Origin of the sequence: Hyphomonas chukchiensis (genome assembly GCF_000682695.1) — a bacterium.
GTDB lineage: Bacteria > Pseudomonadota > Alphaproteobacteria > Caulobacterales > Hyphomonadaceae > Hyphomonas > Hyphomonas chukchiensis.
This window is the reverse complement of sequence record NZ_AWFG01000041.1, coordinates 104894-120947: the sequence shown is the minus strand read 5'-3', so window position 1 is coordinate 120947 and position 16054 is coordinate 104894. Positions and strand designations below refer to the sequence as shown.

Below are 16054 nucleotides of genomic sequence, written 5' to 3'. Positions count from 1 at the left end.
TTCACCGATCGGGCTGAGGTCTCATAAATTATATTAACGTATAAAGTCTATCATGACCCCTGCCCCACCCGAGGATAACAGCGTGATAGACAGCATAAGGCAGATTTTCTGGGCCCAGCAGATCCGCTTTGTCGTGCTCGGGATGCTCGGCGCGCTGATCACGTCGGCGCTCGCCGCCTGGCTCAGCACGGCTGATCTCGATCTGCATGGCCGCCTGCATGCGTTGGTTCTGTCGGTTGTCCTGACGGGCACCGTGGCCGCCTCGCTGCTGACGTACAGTGTGCGTCAGAACGTGCGATATCTGCGCCTCCACCTGCAGACCCAGATGGCCGCCAATAGCGACCCGCTGACAGGCCTGGCCAATCGCCGCGCCTTCCTCACCGAGGGCGAACACCGCCTCGCAACGTCCCGTCAAGGCGCTGCACAGGCCGCGCTGCTCTTGGTCGACATTGACTGGTTCAAGCGCGTCAATGATGAGCATGGCCACGAGGCCGGCGACGAAACGCTGGTCCATATTGCGCAGACCCTGCTGCACGCCGTGCCGGCCGAAGCGCTGGTCTCGCGCCTCGGTGGCGAGGAATTCACCATCCTGACAAATGTAACGGATGCGGAGCACCTGGCGCAGCTGGCCGATGCCGTCTGCAAAAGTGCCGAGGCGACCAGCTTCTATTATCGCGGTGAGCGCATCAGCGTCACGGTCAGTCTCGGCCTCGCGCTCGCTGCGCCCGGCGACACGCTATCGACCCTACTCAGCCGTGCCGACAAGGCCCTCTACGAGGCCAAGAACCACGGCCGTAACCGGTTCACACTCGCAGCCTGAAACCGCGACGACGGATCGTGCGACCATCGAGTCGAAATCGCCCCCAATGGAAGCGTATAAAAAGGCCCCGACAATCAGCCGGGGCCTTTCCTTATCCTGAAGCGGAAGGGGGATTACGCTCCAGGCGTATTAGCGTTCTTCCATTTGATCATCGGCCGCGTCGGCTGCATCATCTGCATCGTCAATAGCGGTTGCCTCATCCGGCGCCGGGGTCATGGTCGGCTTGCCCCAGTCTTCGGAGCTGGCCTTCTGCCAAGCCGTGAATTCGGCTTCCGACAGTTTGGCGTCGCCATTGACGTCCCAGTCAGCGAAGGATTCCGCCGTGACGTCGAGGTCATTGGCCTGTAGCTCTTCGATGGTGACAAAGCCGTCGGCGTTTGCGTCGACTTCGGCCAGGGCCGGTTCGGCGGCCGCGAAGGCAGGGGCGCCCATCAGTGTGGCAAGGGCGGCGAATGCGAATGTCTTCTTCATGGTGTCTCTCCTTTTGACATCCCGGCGTTTCGGGCCGTGCCCGGCGCTGGTGAAAGAACAAGCCCGCCCCGCCCCACACGTTCCCAACCTGTCCGATTTCTAAGACTCCGGGCCAAAATGTGGCGAACCGCCCCCTGCCCGCTTTCGCAAACCGCATACGAAAAAGCCGCCTGCAAATCCCTGCAGACGACTTCCTTCCCCCCGGTGTGCCCCGGGCTCGCCGATGAGCTACATTAGTAGCCCAGCGGCGATTCAGCAGGTGCCTCGGGCGTTGCCTCCGGCTCCGGCATGTTCTCGTCGACGGTTGCATCTTCAGGTGCCGGCGCGGCCGAGGCTGTGTTGCAGCAGCGGACCTGCATCTCCAGCACGCGGTCATTGAAGCGGCACTTCTCGTCATTGATCTCGCGCAGGAAGGAAAGGCCCCCTGCCCGCGTCGTGTAGCGCGTCTGGGTGCAGCTGGTCAGCGTATAGCCCGGCCGGCAGGTGCCTGTGTCACTTTTCTGGACTGTGCGTGTCTCGCAGACCATCTCGTCCGTCTTGGCCAGGGCCGCTTCGGCAGCAGCCTTGGCCTCGTCAGCCGTGGCCTGCGCGCGGGCAGCCGCATCAGTTGCGCTGTCGGCCACGCTGCGCGCCTCGGAGAGCCGCATGTCGGTCTCGGAAAGCGCCGTCGACTGGCCGTCGATCTCGACTTTCAGGCGGCAGACATTTTCCTTCGCCTTGTCGGGATTGGCGCAATAGTCGGCAACGCTCATCTCCTGCGGGATCAGGTTCTGGCAACCGGCCAGAGCGAGGGCCAGCACAGTGCCGGCGGCGAGTTTTGCGATACGCATGGCGTTCCTCCGGTGTCTTCGGAGGGCATTAAGGGGGCCGTTAACCATTGGGTCAACGCGACTCCCGTGATCGGGGAATATCAGGCTTTCAGCTTGTAACCGGTCCTGAACATCCACCAGACGCCCGCCGTCAGCACCACCGACAGCCCGCCCGTCACCCACATGCCGGTCACGATCGAGCTGTTTGCCACGCCCAGGAACCCATACCGGAACCCGTCAATCATGTAGAAGAACGGATCCAGATGCGCCAGTGTCAGGAAGGGCTCGTGCATCACCTTGATGTCGTAGAACGTGCCCGACAGGAAGGTCAGCGGCACGATGATGAAGTTGGTCACGGCCGAGAGGTGGTCGAACTTGTCGGCCCAGATGCCGCCCATGGCGCCCAGCGCGCCGAGCACGATGGCCGAGGTCATGCTGAACCAGATGATCGGCCAGACATGCACGACCGACATGTCCGCGAGGCCGCTGACCTCGATGCCGATGGCCGAGATCATCGCCACGATGATGCCGCGTGTGATGGCCCCGCCAAGGAAGCCCGCCGTCAGCTCAAGCGGCGACAGGGGCGGCATCAGGAAATCGACATGCGTGGAATTGAACTTGGCCTGCACCAGGCTGGAGCTCGTATTCTGGAAGGCGTTCTGCAGGATCGCCATGACAACAAGGCCCGGCGCCAGGAAGTCGTTATAGTTCAGCCCGTCAAAGTCGCCGGTCAGGCGCCCTCGGTCGCCAAAGGCCAGCTTGAACACAGTCATGAACAGGAGCGTGGTCACCACGGGCGCGAACACGGTCTGCATCCACACCTTGAGGAACCGGCCCACTTCGCGCTTGTAAAGCGTCCACAGACCCAGGCCGTTGAACGCGCCATATTGGCGGATCACCCTGAGACTGGATTCTGAACGCGAAGAACTTGTGGAAACAGGGCTTACGGAGGTGGCGTCTGGTGAAATATCTGTCATGTCCGCTATCTAGTATGCAACGCGCCCCGGAACGAGGGGGCAGGCCCGCTTTTTTTGCCCTGATCACAATTCGGGCACGCCTGCCAAAAGTGCGACTCACATGACACAAGATATGGAAAGCCTGTGGAAAGCTAAGTCTGCATGTTGTGTTTCATTTCGGTCCTGATACGATATCTAGGTGCTGAGAGAGATGGCGCGTAACTGCTATCACAACATATAGGGGCTGACGGGACCGCGTATCGGGCCCGCATCCTGGAGCTGGGAGACCTCAATCCATGTCTTGGACCGATGAACGCGTAAATGTGCTCAAGAAACTCTGGGCAGAGGGCCATTCGGCCTCCCAGATTGCGAAACAGCTGGGCGGCGTCACGCGCAATGCCGTGATCGGCAAGGTGCATCGCCTGGGCCTGTCCGGCCGCGCGACACCTTCACGCCCGGTGAAACGTCCCCCGCGCCTGGCCCGGCCGAAGCCAAGGCTCATGCCGGACGGAACGGTCACGACGCCAACGCCGGCCGTCACCGCGCCCGCCGCCGAAGAGGCCAAGCCGGCTGTCGAGCGCACGGCGATGAGCGCTCCCTTGCCCCCGATGCGTCTGGCCGATGGCGGCGCTGCCACCATCCTCACGCTGCGGGATTCCATGTGCAAATGGCCAATCGGCGACCCGGCCGATCCCAAATTCGCCTTCTGTGGACGCAAATCAGACTGCGGCCCGTATTGCACCGAGCATGCGAAAGTGGCCTTCCAGCCCGCCCGCAAGCGCGACACCAAGAAAAGCCAGTATGATTATGTGCGTCGCATAGCTGGCTGACACGGGTCGGCAAAACGCGACAAACAGGAAAGCCCCCGGAGTTATTCTTCGGGGGCTTTCTTAGTGTCCGCTTTTGCGGCCTCCGCTTCGGCCGCTTCGTCCTCCGCTGCCTTGGCAGCAGCCGCCGCTTCCGCCTCGGCCGTGCCTTCCGGCGTGATCTGCACGCGCAACACGTCGCTGCCCCGGAAGTGCAGGTCCTGCTGCGGGAACGGAATCTCGATGCCGTGCCGTTCGAGCGCCGAATGGATCGCCCAGTTATAGTCGGCCGTCACCTTGGCCGGCTTCTTCACCGCTTCCTCAGTCAGCCACACGACCAGCTCGAAATCCAGGCTGCTGTCGCCAAACCCGGTCAGCCAGACCTGCGGCATGCGCGGGCCCATGTTCTCCAGCGTCCACTGCACTTCGGCGGCCGCTTCCATGCCCGCCTTGCGCACCAGGTTCTTGTCGCTGCCATAGGCCACGCCAAACTTGATATGCGTGCGCCGGCGCGCCTCGCGCAGGGTCCAGTTGATCACCTGCGCCTTGATGAACTCCTCGTTGGGCACAAGGATATCGACATTGTCATTGGTGGTGACGACCGTGGAGCGGATATTGATTTCGTTGACGAGGCCGGTGACGCCCGACTGCAGCTCGATGAAGTCACCCACTTTGACCGATTTCTCGATCAGGATGATCACGCCCGATATGAAGTTCGAGAAGATCGACTGAAGGCCGAAACCGATGCCGACGCCGAGGGCACCGGAGAAGATGGTCAGCGCGCTCAGGTTCACACCCACGGTCTGCAGCGCAATCGCAATCGCGATCACCATCAGCAGGATGTTGGCCACCTGCCCCAGCAGGCCCGCCATGGACGGGTTCAGCTTGCTGGTCGACCGCAGCCGCGTCTGCGCCGTGGCACCGGCCACGCGTCCCACCCAGAGCGCGACGATGGCAATCGCCAAACTGGTCAGGATCCGCCAGGCCGAGATCGACCCCTTGCCGATCGGGATCTGGAAATCGTTCAGCGCCGAAACCGTCGGTCCCAGCCAGCGCAGGATATAAAGCGCCGCCACCGTCCATGCGACAATCGCAATCGTGCGCGACAGGAAGCTCTTTTTCATGTTGGCCGTGAGCAGCCGGATGATGATCCAGGCCATGAGCAGGCTCGCCACGATGCGCAAACCGTCCCGGTTCAGGTCCGCCACGACGAAGCCCGCAATCGCAGCCCATACGAGGATCACGGTGAACAGCGGCCACATCACGCTGGCAATCGACCGGAACAGCCGCCCGATGGCATCCGGCTTGCCGCGCTCCTCGACGAATTCCACCAGTCGCTTGTAGGGAATGCGCGCGATCAGCCAGGCCAGCACAACGGCCAGAACCACGACACCTGCCTGCCACAGGGTCGCTTCCGAGAGCGCCTGATCGAGGAAGTCATCGAACCAGACCTGCAGCTGGCCCCACAGCGTGCCCACCTGCTCGGCAACGGCCTCGGTATCGATTTCGATATCGTCAGGATTCATGGGGCCGCCTCATAACCATTTCATCAGCTTGAATAGCATGAACTCGATACCGACAATGATCGCAAGGATCACGACCGTGATCCAGAACGCCCCGCTCGAATTCACGCCCGGCATGCCGCCGACATTGATGCCGAGCAGCCCCGTTACGAAACCGAGCGGCAGGAAGATCGCCGCGATGATCGAGAACACGAACATGGTCCGGTTCATCTCGGCAGCGGCCCGGTTGTTGAGATCGTCCTGCAGCACCAGCGCGCTCTCCTTGGAAACGTCAAGGTCTTCAAGGTAGCGGCTCAGCCGGTCCAGCATCTCGCGCACCGTCAATCGATTCTCCGGCGACATCCAGTCCGGCGGGTCCTGCTTCAGTGCCAGCAGCGCGTCGAACTGGGGCGAGATATAGCGCTTGAACGCGAGGCAGGTCCGCCGGATGCCGCCAATCTCGTCCAGCATCTCGTCGGTCTTTGTGTCTGCTGCATCGGCTTCCAGCTCGTCGATCCGCTCGTTCATGTCGGTGATGGCCAGGTTGATCTTGCCGATCAGCTCCTTTGACAGCGCCATCACAAGGTCGCCCGCCGTCTTCGGCCCGTCGCCGCGCTCCTCAAGGTGCGCCAGCACATCGCGCGGTGTCTGCAGCCGGCGCCGCCGCAGCGTCACGACGCGCGACCGCTCGGCCCAGACCTGCATGGCAATCATGTCTTCCGGCTCGTCGCCCGGGTTGAAGTTCACCCCGCGCAGCACGCAGACAAGCCCCTCCCCTTCACGGAACACACGCGGGCGCGTCTCGTTCGACAGCAGCACCTCGATCGTCGCTTCAGAGGCCGGCAGCGCCCTGTGCATCCACTCGGCCGCGCCCTCGGCTGTCCGGTCGAGATGCAGCCACAACACTTCCTGCTCATTGGCCGGCTGCCAGTCCTGCACCGCATCCCAGCCAATGGTCCGGCATCCCCCCGCACCGTCCAGCACGCACCCGAACACCATCAAGGGACCCGCCTCAGTCTGCGTCGTGCCCTTTTCGGTCCGTTTTGCCATTAAGCTGCCTGCAGTTTCCTGTCCACGTTCAGAGACTAAACCCTAACACGCCCCTCCAAGCAAACACACGGCTTGCTCGCATGGCGGATGACTGGGGCACTGCCTCTGATCCGGACATTCAGCCGACATGACACCGGCCCCTACGGCATCTCTCGAGATCTGCTTTGCAACATCAGATGCCTCAACTAGCGGTCGCTCCGGACCGCCAGTGCCCCCGGCCAGGCTTTGCCGCCGGACTTCTGAATCTACTCGGTCCAGATGATGAGGATTGCGGCAGCCGCCACATTCAACGCTGCCGCCGTCGTGTCGGCAAGTTTTGTGATTACACCGCCAGGTGCCGCAGTCGGCGTCTGGAAAACTGCCAGCGTGACTACATCCTCGATGATTCTGCTGGAAAACCCGATACCCGGCGCCATTGCCTTGATCTGTTCCTTGCGCTCTTCTGCATCGGCCCGGCTCTTGCACATCTCGATTGTAACGTCGGTCATTGGATCACCCTAATTGCTGCACACCGAATTATCTTTCAAGATCACATCGACCATCGCATTGAGGACATCCGGACGTTGAGATAGAAATCCGCGCAGGCTCGCGGCTGTCCTCCCCTTCAGGCTTGCTTTGACATTCGCGCTGATCTTGCCCGCGCTGGTCAAATCCACAATGGCTTGCAGCCTCTTGTCATCAACACCCACCCCATCGTCACTGACGCAATCCAGGACCGGGTCGAGGGCGGGTCTGCTGAGAATTTCGGAAGTCTGCACCGCGGCTTTTGTAGCCGCAAGTTTGTCCTCTGCGATTTTGAGCTCTGTCTGGACCTTAATCAATTTGATGCACTGGCTACGGAAGTTATCATTGTCTTCTTGGCGCTTCGCCGCCGCTGCAACAGCAGCAATATTGGCCCCCGCTGGCGCACTTTCTCCCCCCATGGTGAGGACAGAAATGCAGCTCTCCATCAGATAGTCTTTGTCGAGCACCGCAACGACCATCTCCTTGACGGCCCCAGCTATCGCAATGCTCGCACTTTCCGACAGCTTGGATGCATCGGCAGGCGCATTGAATTTGCTACCGCTTGATGTTCCTGCCGCTGCAGACGCAAAGGCCGTTTCCTGCTTCTGTTCGATTATCTCCTTAGACTGCTGCGCGGAGGCCAGAAACTCCTTACGCAATTCGACAGTCTTTTCTAGGGATTCGCTCTCGCGTTGCAGGGCATCGCTGCGATCGGTTGCCGCCTTAAGGTCGCGGTCCAGCTTTGCGATTTGCGCTGTAGTGGCAGCCTTGTCAGCGTTGTCCCGCGCATCTTGCCTGGCCTCCCGCTCTGCATTTGCGATTTCAAGCTCCTGATTCACCTTTGTCTGCCGCGCCGTCGCTTCCTCAAGCCGCGTGTTGGCCAACTCGACTTGCTTCATCGCCAGCTCAAGCTGGCGACCGATAGCAACAAGCGACGCTGATGCCGTCGCATCTGTCGTCGTTGTCAGTGCTGCTTGGCTCGCTGACATCGGGCCCGTCAATTGTTCGACGGCGAGGATCACGGCGGTCAGGTTCTGGCTGCGGTCGAGCATAGTGGCATAGTGTGCTTCCCCAATGGCCTGGTTTGCATAAGCCTCACAGACCCGGAACATGGCATCCCGCATCAACGTAATCGACTGTGTACGGAGTCCTATACTCGCCGCAGCGCTTCCACCTGATCCTGCCGCCGACAAGGCAGAGGATGCCGGATTGCTCGCGCTTACGCCCAGTGCAGCGGCATAGGCGGCAAGGCCATCAGGGCTCGGCTCAGCGCAATACCGCCCGAGTTCATTCATAATCAGTACACGTTGCTGGATATCAAGGTGAACTGCCTTGGCTCCGTCCGGAAGGCGGGTTGTGCGTTCAATTGTATTTAGGTTCGCGCAGGCTGTCAGATAAACCGCGCAACCGAGCATCACAAGTTTCGATATCCACACGACAAAACACCCCCCAACGCCATCCTTTTAATTAGATAATTTTATAATACACCCAATGATAGAATAGTAAACACGCAGACGTCTTGGTACGGTCTGACCCGGCTAGATCCGCGCGGCGGGCAGCCAGATGCCGAAGGCGCTGCCCTTGCCGAGGCGGGTCTCCACGGCGAGGCCGCCGCGATGGTGCGCCATGATATGCTTGACGATGGCGAGGCCCAGCCCCGTGCCGGTAATCTTGCCGCCCCGGCTCTGGTCGGCGCGATAGAAGCGCTCGCCTAGGCGCGGCAGGTGTTCGCGCTCGATGCCCGGCCCCTGGTCCTCGATACGCAGCCAGACTGAAGGATCCGGCTTGCCCGGACGGCCCGCCGCCGGCAGCAGCGTCATCCGCTCGCCTTCGCGCCAGCCATGTCCGGCCTTGGCGCGCGCTTCGACCATGCTGGGAGTATTGCCGTAAAACACGGTCACCTTGCCGCCCGCTGGCGTATATTTCAGCGCATTCGTCAGCAGGTTTTCCACCACCTGCATGATCTCGTCGCGGTGCGCGATCACCGGCAGCGCGCCCTCTGCGCCCACCAGTTCCAGCGTGACGGACCGCTCGCTCGCAATCGGCTGCAGCGCCTCGGTCGCATCCAGCACGATCTTGGTGAAATCCTCATGCTCGCTCGGCGAAATATGTTCGGAAAACTCGATCCGCGACAGCGACAGAAGATCGGCGATCAGCCGGCTCATCCGCTCGGACTCCCCGGCCATGATGTCAAGGAAGCGCGGCCACGAGCCCGTATCGTCCTTGGCCGGTCCGCGCATGGTTTCGATAAAACCCGAGAGGGCCGTCAGCGGCGTGCGCAATTCATGGCTCGCATTGGCGAGGAAATCCGAACGCGCCCGCGCCGCCCGGTGCACCGGCGTCAGGTCTTCCAGCACGACCAGTGTCTGCTCGGCGCCAGTGGGCCGCGAAACATGGGCGCGCCAGGTCTCGTCCGGCCCGCTGTCGACTTCCACCGAGAGGGACTCGTCCCCCTCGCCGCGTCCGATCCGGTCAATGGCCGAGAGCAGCGCCGGCGAGCGGATGACCGTGCTGGCGCGCGGATTGACCCGTCCGTCGAGCCGCAGGATCAGGTCAGCGTGTTCATTGAACGCCACGATCCGCTTGTCGCCATCCACTTCGAAGGCCGGCAGCGGCAGCGCGCGCAGCAGCTGCACTGAATCCAGCCGGCGCGTGACAGTCGCCGGTGCCTGCGTGCGCGCCGTGCTGCGCACCGGCAGGAAGGCCGCCGATCCGACAAAATAGGCAAAGGCCACCGATGCCAGCACGGCCATGGCTGCAAACGCGACGATGAAGTCCAGCTCCCCCGTCGCCGCCAGCAGGAACAGGACGCTGCAAAAGCAGAAGCCGAGGATGAAAAAGTCCCGCGCCCGGCGGCTCAGGCCGGCGCGTGGCCCCTGTTGGCCAAGAGATGGATCGGACTTGCTCATCCTGTCTCCCGGGCGGATACGAATGGCCCGGACACCCTGTCCGTCCTCATCGCACCGCCTTCACTTGCCGCTACAGCGGCCCTGCAAATATGCCAAGCCCCCGGCAGCGGATGATAGCAGCGACACTCCTTTATGACACCTGCGCAACAATTATTGAAATTCGATAATTTATCGTTGACAGTCGACTAGGCCCGCACTATCGGGTAGGGCAACGAGTTGGGAGCTCCTCGAACGGCATGAAACGGTCTATTCTTCTTATCAGCACGGCAATTGTTGCAGCATGCGCCTCTTCTCCGACGTCAGTTGGTCGCCTTGCGGGCCAACCCGTGGAATTTTTTGCCGAAACCGTCGATGCGCCGGCCGAATGGGCTGCACGCGGTGTCGCAGGTGTCGCCCCCCAGGGTGACTGGCTCAGCCAGTTCAACGACCCGTTGATGGTCGGCCTCGTCAACGAAGCCCTCACCAACAGCCCGACCCTGGAATCCCGCGCCGCCCTCGTGCGCGCGTCCGAAGCCGCCACCCGGATCGCGCGCTCCCAGCGCCGTCCGAGCATCAGCGGCTCTGTCTCCGCCGGCGTCAATTCCACCTCGACCACGTTCGGTGGCACGACGGACCGCAGCACGGACGGCGTTTATGGCGTCGGTCTCGATGCCAGCTGGGAACTCGACCTCTGGAACCGGCTCGGTTCCGGCATCGGCGCCGCCGAGGCAGACCTTGCCGCCTCCCAGGCCGACTATGACGCGGCCGAGCTTTCCCTCGCTGCGCAAACCTCGATTGCCTGGATCAACCTGAACGCCGCCCTCGCGCAGGAACGCGTCGCTGCCCAGACCGTCGAAGCGCGCGACCGCGTCCGCACGCTGACCGAACGCCGCTTCCAGCGCGGCCTCGCCGACGCGCTCGACGTGCGCACCGCGCGCAGCACGCTTGCCCAGGCCGAAGCCTCGATGGCTGCCCAGCGCCAGTTCACCGGCGAAGCGGCCCGCCGCCTCGAAACCCTTGTCGGTCGTTATCCCAATGCGGAACTTCAGGCGCCCGCTGAAATCCCGACGCTCGAAGCCATCATGCCTGAGGGCAACCCGGCCCTCCTCCTGTCGCGCCGTCCGGACATTGCCGGCGCCGAAGCCCGCGTCACCGCCGCTGGCCTGCGCGCCGAACAGGCCCGCCTCGCCATGCTGCCCTCGCTGCGCCTCACCGCATCAGCCGGCACCAATACGACCGACTTCGCTGATGCCTTCGATCCGGAGCGCATCGCCGCCAACCTGATCGCCAGTCTGGTCCAGCCCCTCTTCACGGGTGGCCAGCTTGATGCCCAGCGCGACGCGGCCGTGGCCCAGGCCGAAGCCGCCGTCGCCAATTATGCGTCCACTGCGCTCGACGCCTGGCGCGAAGTCGAAAACGCCCTCGCGGCCGACACATTCCTGGCCAGCCAGGAAGACGCGCAGGCCCGCGCCCTCGAAGAGGCCCGCCTCGCCGAGGACCTGGCCGAACGCCAGTACACCAGCGGCACGATCACCATCTTCAACCTGATCGACGCGCAGACACGCCGCCTGACAGCTGAAAGCCAGCTCGTGACGGCCCGCGCCAGCCGTGCGACCAACCGCATTTCCTATCATCTCGCCCTTGGCGGCGGCCTCCCGACCGGGACCGCCTCTACGCAATCTGCTAAAAGCAATTCTGACACGGACGCCGCAAGAAGCGGCAGGAGCTAATCTTTCATGGGCCGCCTTGTTTCCATTCTCGCCCCCCTGGGCATCATTGTTGTCGTCGGCGTCGGCGGCAGCATCCTGCTGCACGCCATCAAGCCGGAGCCCGAAAAGGCTGACGAGGCCCGCGCCGGTCTCAATGTGTTCGCCGAGCCTGTGCGCCGCGGTGACCTGCACCTGACCGTCGAGGCCCAGGGCGAAGTGCGTCCGCGCCGCGAGATCGTCGTCTCGCCGCAGATCACCGGTCGTGTCGCCTATGTCTCGCCGGACTTTATCGATGGCGGCTTCATCAAGAAGGGCCAGCTCCTCGTCCGCGTCGAAGCGGCCGATTATGAACTCGGCGTCGTCAGCGCGCGCTCCGGCGTTGCCAGCGCCGAACAGGCCCTCGCCCGCGAGATCGCCGAAGCGGAACTCGCCCAGCAGGACATCAAGGATCTCGGTCTCGAGAACGCCTCGCCACTGGCCCGCCGCGAACCCCAGCTGGCCCAGGCCCGCGCCGCGCTCGATGGCGCCAAAGCCCAGCTGAAAGATGCCGAACTCGCGCTCGACCGCACCGCCGTCTACGCGCCCTTCGACGGCCGCGTGCGCGAACGCAATGTCGATATCGGCCAGGTGGCCGCCGCCGGATCGACGCTCGGCCGCATTTTCGCCAATGACGTGGTCGAAGTCTCCCTGCCGCTCGACGACGGCGAGATGGGCCGCCTCGGCCTGCCGCTCGCCTTTGCCGCGACGAAAGAGCAGCCCGGCCCGAAAGTGACCTTCACCGCCAATGTCGCCGGCCAGCCCCGCACATGGATCGGCGAAGTCGTGCGCACCGCTGCCGCCGTCAACTCGATGACGCGCCAGATCAACGTGATTGCCGAACTGAAGGATCCCTATGGCGCAGGGGCCGATGGCGACGCGCCCATGGCGCCCGGCCTCTTCGTCAATGCCACCATCGAAGGCGCCACCATTCCCGACGTGCTGATCGCCCCGCGCGGCGCCCTGCGCGGCGAGGACCAGCTGTTCATCGGCGATGCCAAGCACGGCAAGCTCTCGATCCGCACGGTCGACCTGGTCTTTTCCGATCCGGAAGGCGCCTATGTGCGCTCCGGTGTCGAGGAAGGCGAACTGGCCATTGTCAGCCCGGTCCAGGCAGCCTTCGACGGCATGAGCATCACCGTGATGCAGCGTCTTGAAGACGGCTCGGTCAAGGTTTTCGAACCTGAAGAAGATGGCGGGGCCGCAACGGCGGCTGCCACGACGGCCACCCAGGGAGCAGAGGGAACTCCGCAATGAACGGTATTGTCTCCTGGTTCGCCCGCAATGCGGTCGCCGCCAACCTCCTGATGATCGTCGCCTTTGCCGGGGGCATATTCGGCTACTCGCGGATGGAACAGGAAATGTTCCCGGTCGTGAACGTCACCGGCGCGTCGGTCATCGTCGCGTGGAACGGCGCTTCCCCGCAGGACATCGAAGACCAGATCGTCACCCGTATCGAGGAGGCTGTTGCCGACCTCAACGGGCTTGACCGTATCACCTCGATTGCCAGCGAAGGCTCCGGCGTGGTCAACATCAAGGGCCGCGACGATGTCGACATGGACGTCTTCCTCAAGGACGTGGAACGCCGGGTCAACCAGATCAACAACCTGCCGCAGGCCGCCTTCCAGCCGCAGATCCAGCGCTGGGAACAGCGCGACCAGTACATGGGCTTTGCCATACACGGCAATGTCGACAGCCGCACGCTGAAACGGGTGGCCGACAAGGTCCGCGACGAGTTCGCCAAGCTGCCCGGCGGCGAGCTGGCCCAGCTTCAGGGCACGCTGGATGAACAGGTCAGCATTGAAGTCTCCGAAGAGGCCCTGCGCCGCTTCGGACTCAGCTTCTCCGATGTCGCCAACGCCATCCGCCAGTCCTCGCTGAACTCGTCCGGCGGGCGCATCGAGTCCTCCATCGGCGACGTCAACATCACCGCGCGCCAGCTGGCCGACACGGCTGACCAGTTCGACAAGATCATCGTCCGCCAGACGACCGAAGAGGGCACGGTCTATGTCTCCGACATCGCCCAGGTCATCGACGGCTTCGTCAGCGACAAGCTGAAGGCCACGTTCGACAATGAACCGACCGCCTTCGTGATGATCTCCTCGCCCGACAAGATGGACATCGTCAAATATACCGACGGCTTCAAGAAGTTCGCCGAGGAAGCCAACGAGCACAAGAACGGCATCCTGCCCGAAGCCGTGCGCATCGACACGCTCTGGGACAACTCGGTCGAGTTCAAGGCCCGCATGGACCTGATCACCCAGTCGGCCCTCTCCGGCGCCGTGCTGGTGATGCTCGTGCTGATCCTCTTCCTGCGCCCTGTCGTGGCGCTCTGGGTGACCGTGGGCATCTTCACCGCCTTTGCCGGTGGCATTATGCTGCTGCCCTATTTTGGCGTCTCGTGGAACATCCTCTCCACCTTTGCCGTGCTGCTCGTGATCGGCGTCATCGTGGACGATGCAATCGTGGTCGGCGAGAACATACACAGGGAAGTCGAGAGCGGGAGGCGTGAAGGCCTCGATGCCGCCATTGTCGGCACACAGCTCGTGCTCAAGCCCGTCATCTTTGGCGTGCTGACCACCGTGATCGCCTTCCTGCCCTGGGCCTTCATCTCGGGTCCGACGCGCATGTTCACCCAGCAGATCACCTTCGTCGTGGTCGCGGCCCTCGTCTTCTCCGTGATCGAGTGCATGCTGATCCTGCCGAGCCACCTCGCGCACATGAAGAAGCAGCAGTTCGACGGCCCCGCCGGCGGCTTCCTCAAGCTCCAGCGCCGCATCGCCGACAGCCTGCTCTGGTTCGCCAACCATCTCTACAAGCCCGTGCTCGAACTGGCCCTGCGCTTCCGCTATGCCACCGTCGCCTTCTTCTTCTGTCTCTTCGCCCTCGCCTTCCAGATGCAGATGACCGGCATCGTGCCCTTCCAGTTCATGCCGGAAATCGAAGCCGACCTCATCCAGGTCAATATCGAGATGCCGGAAGGCACGCCCTATGAGCGCCTGCTTCAGGTCCGCGACCAGCTCCAGGTCGGCATTGACACCCTCACCGAAGAAACCGGCAAGGAATATCCCGACATCGAAGGCGGTCTGATCACGCAGGCCTCCGTCGTCGCCTCCGGCGCTTTCGTGCGGGCATGGGTCGGCCTCGCCGCACCCGAAGACCGCCCGGTCACGCTCCGTTCACGGGAAATCTCGGAACGGCTGCGCGACGATGTCGGTCCGATCCAGGACGCCCAGGAAGTCGGCTTCGAGTTCACCTTCAACGATGATGACAGCGGCGTGCGCTTCGCCCTCAACCATCCGGACCTTGCCCGCCTGCGCGCAGCCGCAGCCGACGTGAAGGGCCACCTCGCCACCTATTCCAGCGCCTATGACATCGGCGACAACCTCTCCTCCTCCGCCGAGGAGATCCGCATCACGCTGAAGCCCGGCGCCGAAACGCTCGGTGTCACGCTTGCCAGCGTCTCCCAGCAATTGCGCCAGGCCTATTTCGGCGAAGAGGTCCAGCGCCTCCCGCGTGACGGCGAGGACGTGCGCGTCATGGTCCGCCTTCCGGAAAGCGCGCGCTCCAATCTCGACAGCCTCAACAATCTCAAGGTCCGCACAGCCGACGGCCGCGAGATCCCGGTCACCCAGGTCGCCGACTTTGAATACGCCCCCGGCATCAACCGCATCGTCCGGCGCAACCGTACCCGCTCGGTCGCCGTCTATGCCGAGGTCAAGGGCGAAGGCGAACGCAGCCGCATCATGGCCGACATGGAAAAGAATTTCTGGCCCGAGTTCCAGAAACGCTTCCCGGACGTCCAGCGCGGCGAGGCGGGCGGCTTCGAGGAAGAGCAGAAATTCTTCAATGAGATCGGCCGGCTCGTCGTCATGGCCATCGGCGCCATGTATATCCTGCTGGCGGTCGCCTTCCGGTCATATTCGCAGCCCGTCCTGCTGATGATGGCCCTGCCCTTTGCCTATTGCGGTGCGATCTTCGGCCTTGCCCTGTTCAATACGCCGATGGCCATGTTCGCCTTCTTCGGCATCGCCGCGGCCGCAGGCGTCGTCATCAACGACAACCTTGTGCTGATCGATTACGTGAACAGGCGGCGTGACGAAGGCGCTGGCGCGATCCAGTCGCTTGTCGACGCAGGCGTCTCCCGCTTCCGCCCGATCCTGCTCACCTCCGTCACCACCTTTGTCGGCATTCTGCCGCTGCTCGCCGTGCGCTCGACGCAGGCGCAGTTCCTGAAGCCGATGATCGTGTCGCTCGCCTGCGCGGTGGCCTTTGCCCTCTTCGTCTCGCTGCTGATGGTGCCGGCCCTTTATGCCGTAGGCGTCGAAATCGGCCGCATCTTCCGCTGGACATGGGGCGGCAAACCCTTCCGGCAGATCGGCGATACCTATTCCGGCGAAGTGACCATTGACGAGGACGAACTCATTGGCACCAGCCGTGATGATACAGTTGGGCCCCTTGCCCCCGCCGAGTAATGGCGTGATTTAACCCGGCTGCGCCCCT

Annotated in this window: 13 protein-coding genes; 5 read left to right on the top strand and 8 right to left on the bottom strand. The window is 63.0% G+C overall.

Annotated elements, in window-relative coordinates:
• The first annotated feature begins 82 nt into the window (after positions 1-82).
• On the top strand, positions 83-820 hold the full coding sequence (locus tag HY30_RS13145; RefSeq protein WP_051615463.1) for a GGDEF domain-containing protein: 738 nt from the start codon (positions 83-85) through the stop codon (positions 818-820).
• A 129-nt stretch (positions 821-949) separates the two neighbouring features.
• On the opposite strand, the gene HY30_RS20305 is transcribed toward HY30_RS13145, so the two are convergent.
• From HY30_RS20305 to HY30_RS13130, 3 genes are all read right to left on the bottom strand, one after another.
• Positions 950-1291 (bottom strand): EF-hand domain-containing protein, encoded by a 342-nt coding sequence (locus HY30_RS20305; RefSeq protein WP_051615462.1) that lies wholly within the window; start codon positions 1289-1291, stop codon positions 950-952.
• A gap of 233 nt (positions 1292-1524) precedes the next feature.
• Positions 1525-2121, bottom strand: a complete 597-nt coding sequence (locus HY30_RS13135) for a hypothetical protein (RefSeq protein WP_051615461.1) — start codon at positions 2119-2121, stop codon at positions 1525-1527.
• Between the two features lie 80 nt (positions 2122-2201).
• Positions 2202-3077 carry an ABC transporter permease gene (locus HY30_RS13130; protein WP_081812234.1) on the bottom strand — a complete coding sequence of 292 codons (876 nt, stop codon included), beginning with the start codon at positions 3075-3077 and terminating at the stop codon, positions 2202-2204.
• 275 nt (positions 3078-3352) lie between these two features.
• Here HY30_RS13130 and HY30_RS13125 point away from each other — a divergent pair, with 275 nt between their 5' ends.
• Positions 3353-3886, top strand: coding sequence for a GcrA family cell cycle regulator (locus HY30_RS13125; protein WP_034741301.1), 534 nt, complete (start codon positions 3353-3355; stop codon positions 3884-3886).
• Between the two features lie 41 nt (positions 3887-3927).
• Here HY30_RS13125 and HY30_RS19390 read toward each other — a convergent pair whose 3' ends face one another.
• From HY30_RS19390 to HY30_RS13100, 5 genes are all read right to left on the bottom strand, one after another.
• Positions 3928-5388, bottom strand: a complete 1461-nt coding sequence (locus tag HY30_RS19390; protein WP_051615460.1) for a mechanosensitive ion channel family protein — start codon at positions 5386-5388, stop codon at positions 3928-3930.
• Positions 5389-5397: 9 nt separating this feature from the next.
• Complete coding sequence (locus HY30_RS13115; RefSeq protein ID WP_034741298.1) at positions 5398-6414, bottom strand: zinc transporter ZntB; 1017 nt, start codon at positions 6412-6414, stop codon at positions 5398-5400.
• Positions 6415-6659: 245 nt separating this feature from the next.
• The gene (locus tag HY30_RS13110; RefSeq protein WP_034741295.1) at positions 6660-6902 is read right to left on the bottom strand and encodes a hypothetical protein; all 243 of its coding nucleotides are present in this window, start codon (positions 6900-6902) and stop codon (positions 6660-6662) included.
• Positions 6903-6911: 9 nt separating this feature from the next.
• Positions 6912-8354, bottom strand: coding sequence for a hypothetical protein (locus tag HY30_RS13105; RefSeq protein WP_162176949.1), 1443 nt, complete (start codon positions 8352-8354; stop codon positions 6912-6914).
• 102 nt (positions 8355-8456) lie between these two features.
• Positions 8457-9827: a sensor histidine kinase gene (locus HY30_RS13100; protein WP_051615459.1), complete on the bottom strand. Its 1371-nt coding sequence runs from the start codon at positions 9825-9827 to the stop codon at positions 8457-8459.
• 236 nt (positions 9828-10063) lie between these two features.
• Between HY30_RS13100 and HY30_RS13095 the strand changes: the two genes are divergently transcribed.
• Genes HY30_RS13095 through HY30_RS13085 form a run of 3 tightly spaced genes read left to right on the top strand, consistent with a single transcriptional unit; the run spans position 10064 to position 16026 of the window.
• A complete protein-coding gene (locus HY30_RS13095) occupies positions 10064-11536 on the top strand; it encodes an efflux transporter outer membrane subunit (protein WP_034741289.1) in 1473 nt (490 codons plus the stop codon).
• Positions 11537-11542: 6 nt separating this feature from the next.
• Entirely contained in the window at positions 11543-12808 is a 1266-nt protein-coding gene (locus HY30_RS13090) for an efflux RND transporter periplasmic adaptor subunit (protein ID WP_034741286.1), read from the top strand.
• A complete protein-coding gene (locus HY30_RS13085) occupies positions 12805-16026 on the top strand; it encodes an efflux RND transporter permease subunit (RefSeq protein WP_034741283.1) in 3222 nt (1073 codons plus the stop codon). The genes HY30_RS13090 and HY30_RS13085 overlap by 4 nt, the downstream gene beginning before the upstream one ends.
• Positions 16027-16054 lie beyond the last annotated feature (28 nt).

Coding starts and splice junctions, on each gene's coding strand:
- HY30_RS20305 (WP_051615462.1), bottom strand. CDS start 1,291: ATGAAGAAGACATTCGCATTCGCCGCCCTTGCCACACTGATGGGCGCC.
- HY30_RS13135 (WP_051615461.1), bottom strand. CDS start 2,121: ATGCGTATCGCAAAACTCGCCGCCGGCACTGTGCTGGCCCTCGCTCTG.
- HY30_RS13130 (WP_081812234.1), bottom strand. CDS start 3,077: ATGACAGATATTTCACCAGACGCCACCTCCGTAAGCCCTGTTTCCACA.
- HY30_RS13125 (WP_034741301.1), top strand. CDS start 3,353: ATGTCTTGGACCGATGAACGCGTAAATGTGCTCAAGAAACTCTGGGCA.
- HY30_RS19390 (WP_051615460.1), bottom strand. CDS start 5,388: ATGAATCCTGACGATATCGAAATCGATACCGAGGCCGTTGCCGAGCAG.
- HY30_RS13115 (WP_034741298.1), bottom strand. CDS start 6,414: ATGGCAAAACGGACCGAAAAGGGCACGACGCAGACTGAGGCGGGTCCC.
- HY30_RS13110 (WP_034741295.1), bottom strand. CDS start 6,902: ATGACCGACGTTACAATCGAGATGTGCAAGAGCCGGGCCGATGCAGAA.
- HY30_RS13100 (WP_051615459.1), bottom strand. CDS start 9,827: ATGAGCAAGTCCGATCCATCTCTTGGCCAACAGGGGCCACGCGCCGGC.
- HY30_RS13095 (WP_034741289.1), top strand. CDS start 10,064: ATGAAACGGTCTATTCTTCTTATCAGCACGGCAATTGTTGCAGCATGC.
- HY30_RS13090 (WP_034741286.1), top strand. CDS start 11,543: ATGGGCCGCCTTGTTTCCATTCTCGCCCCCCTGGGCATCATTGTTGTC.
- HY30_RS13085 (WP_034741283.1), top strand. CDS start 12,805: ATGAACGGTATTGTCTCCTGGTTCGCCCGCAATGCGGTCGCCGCCAAC.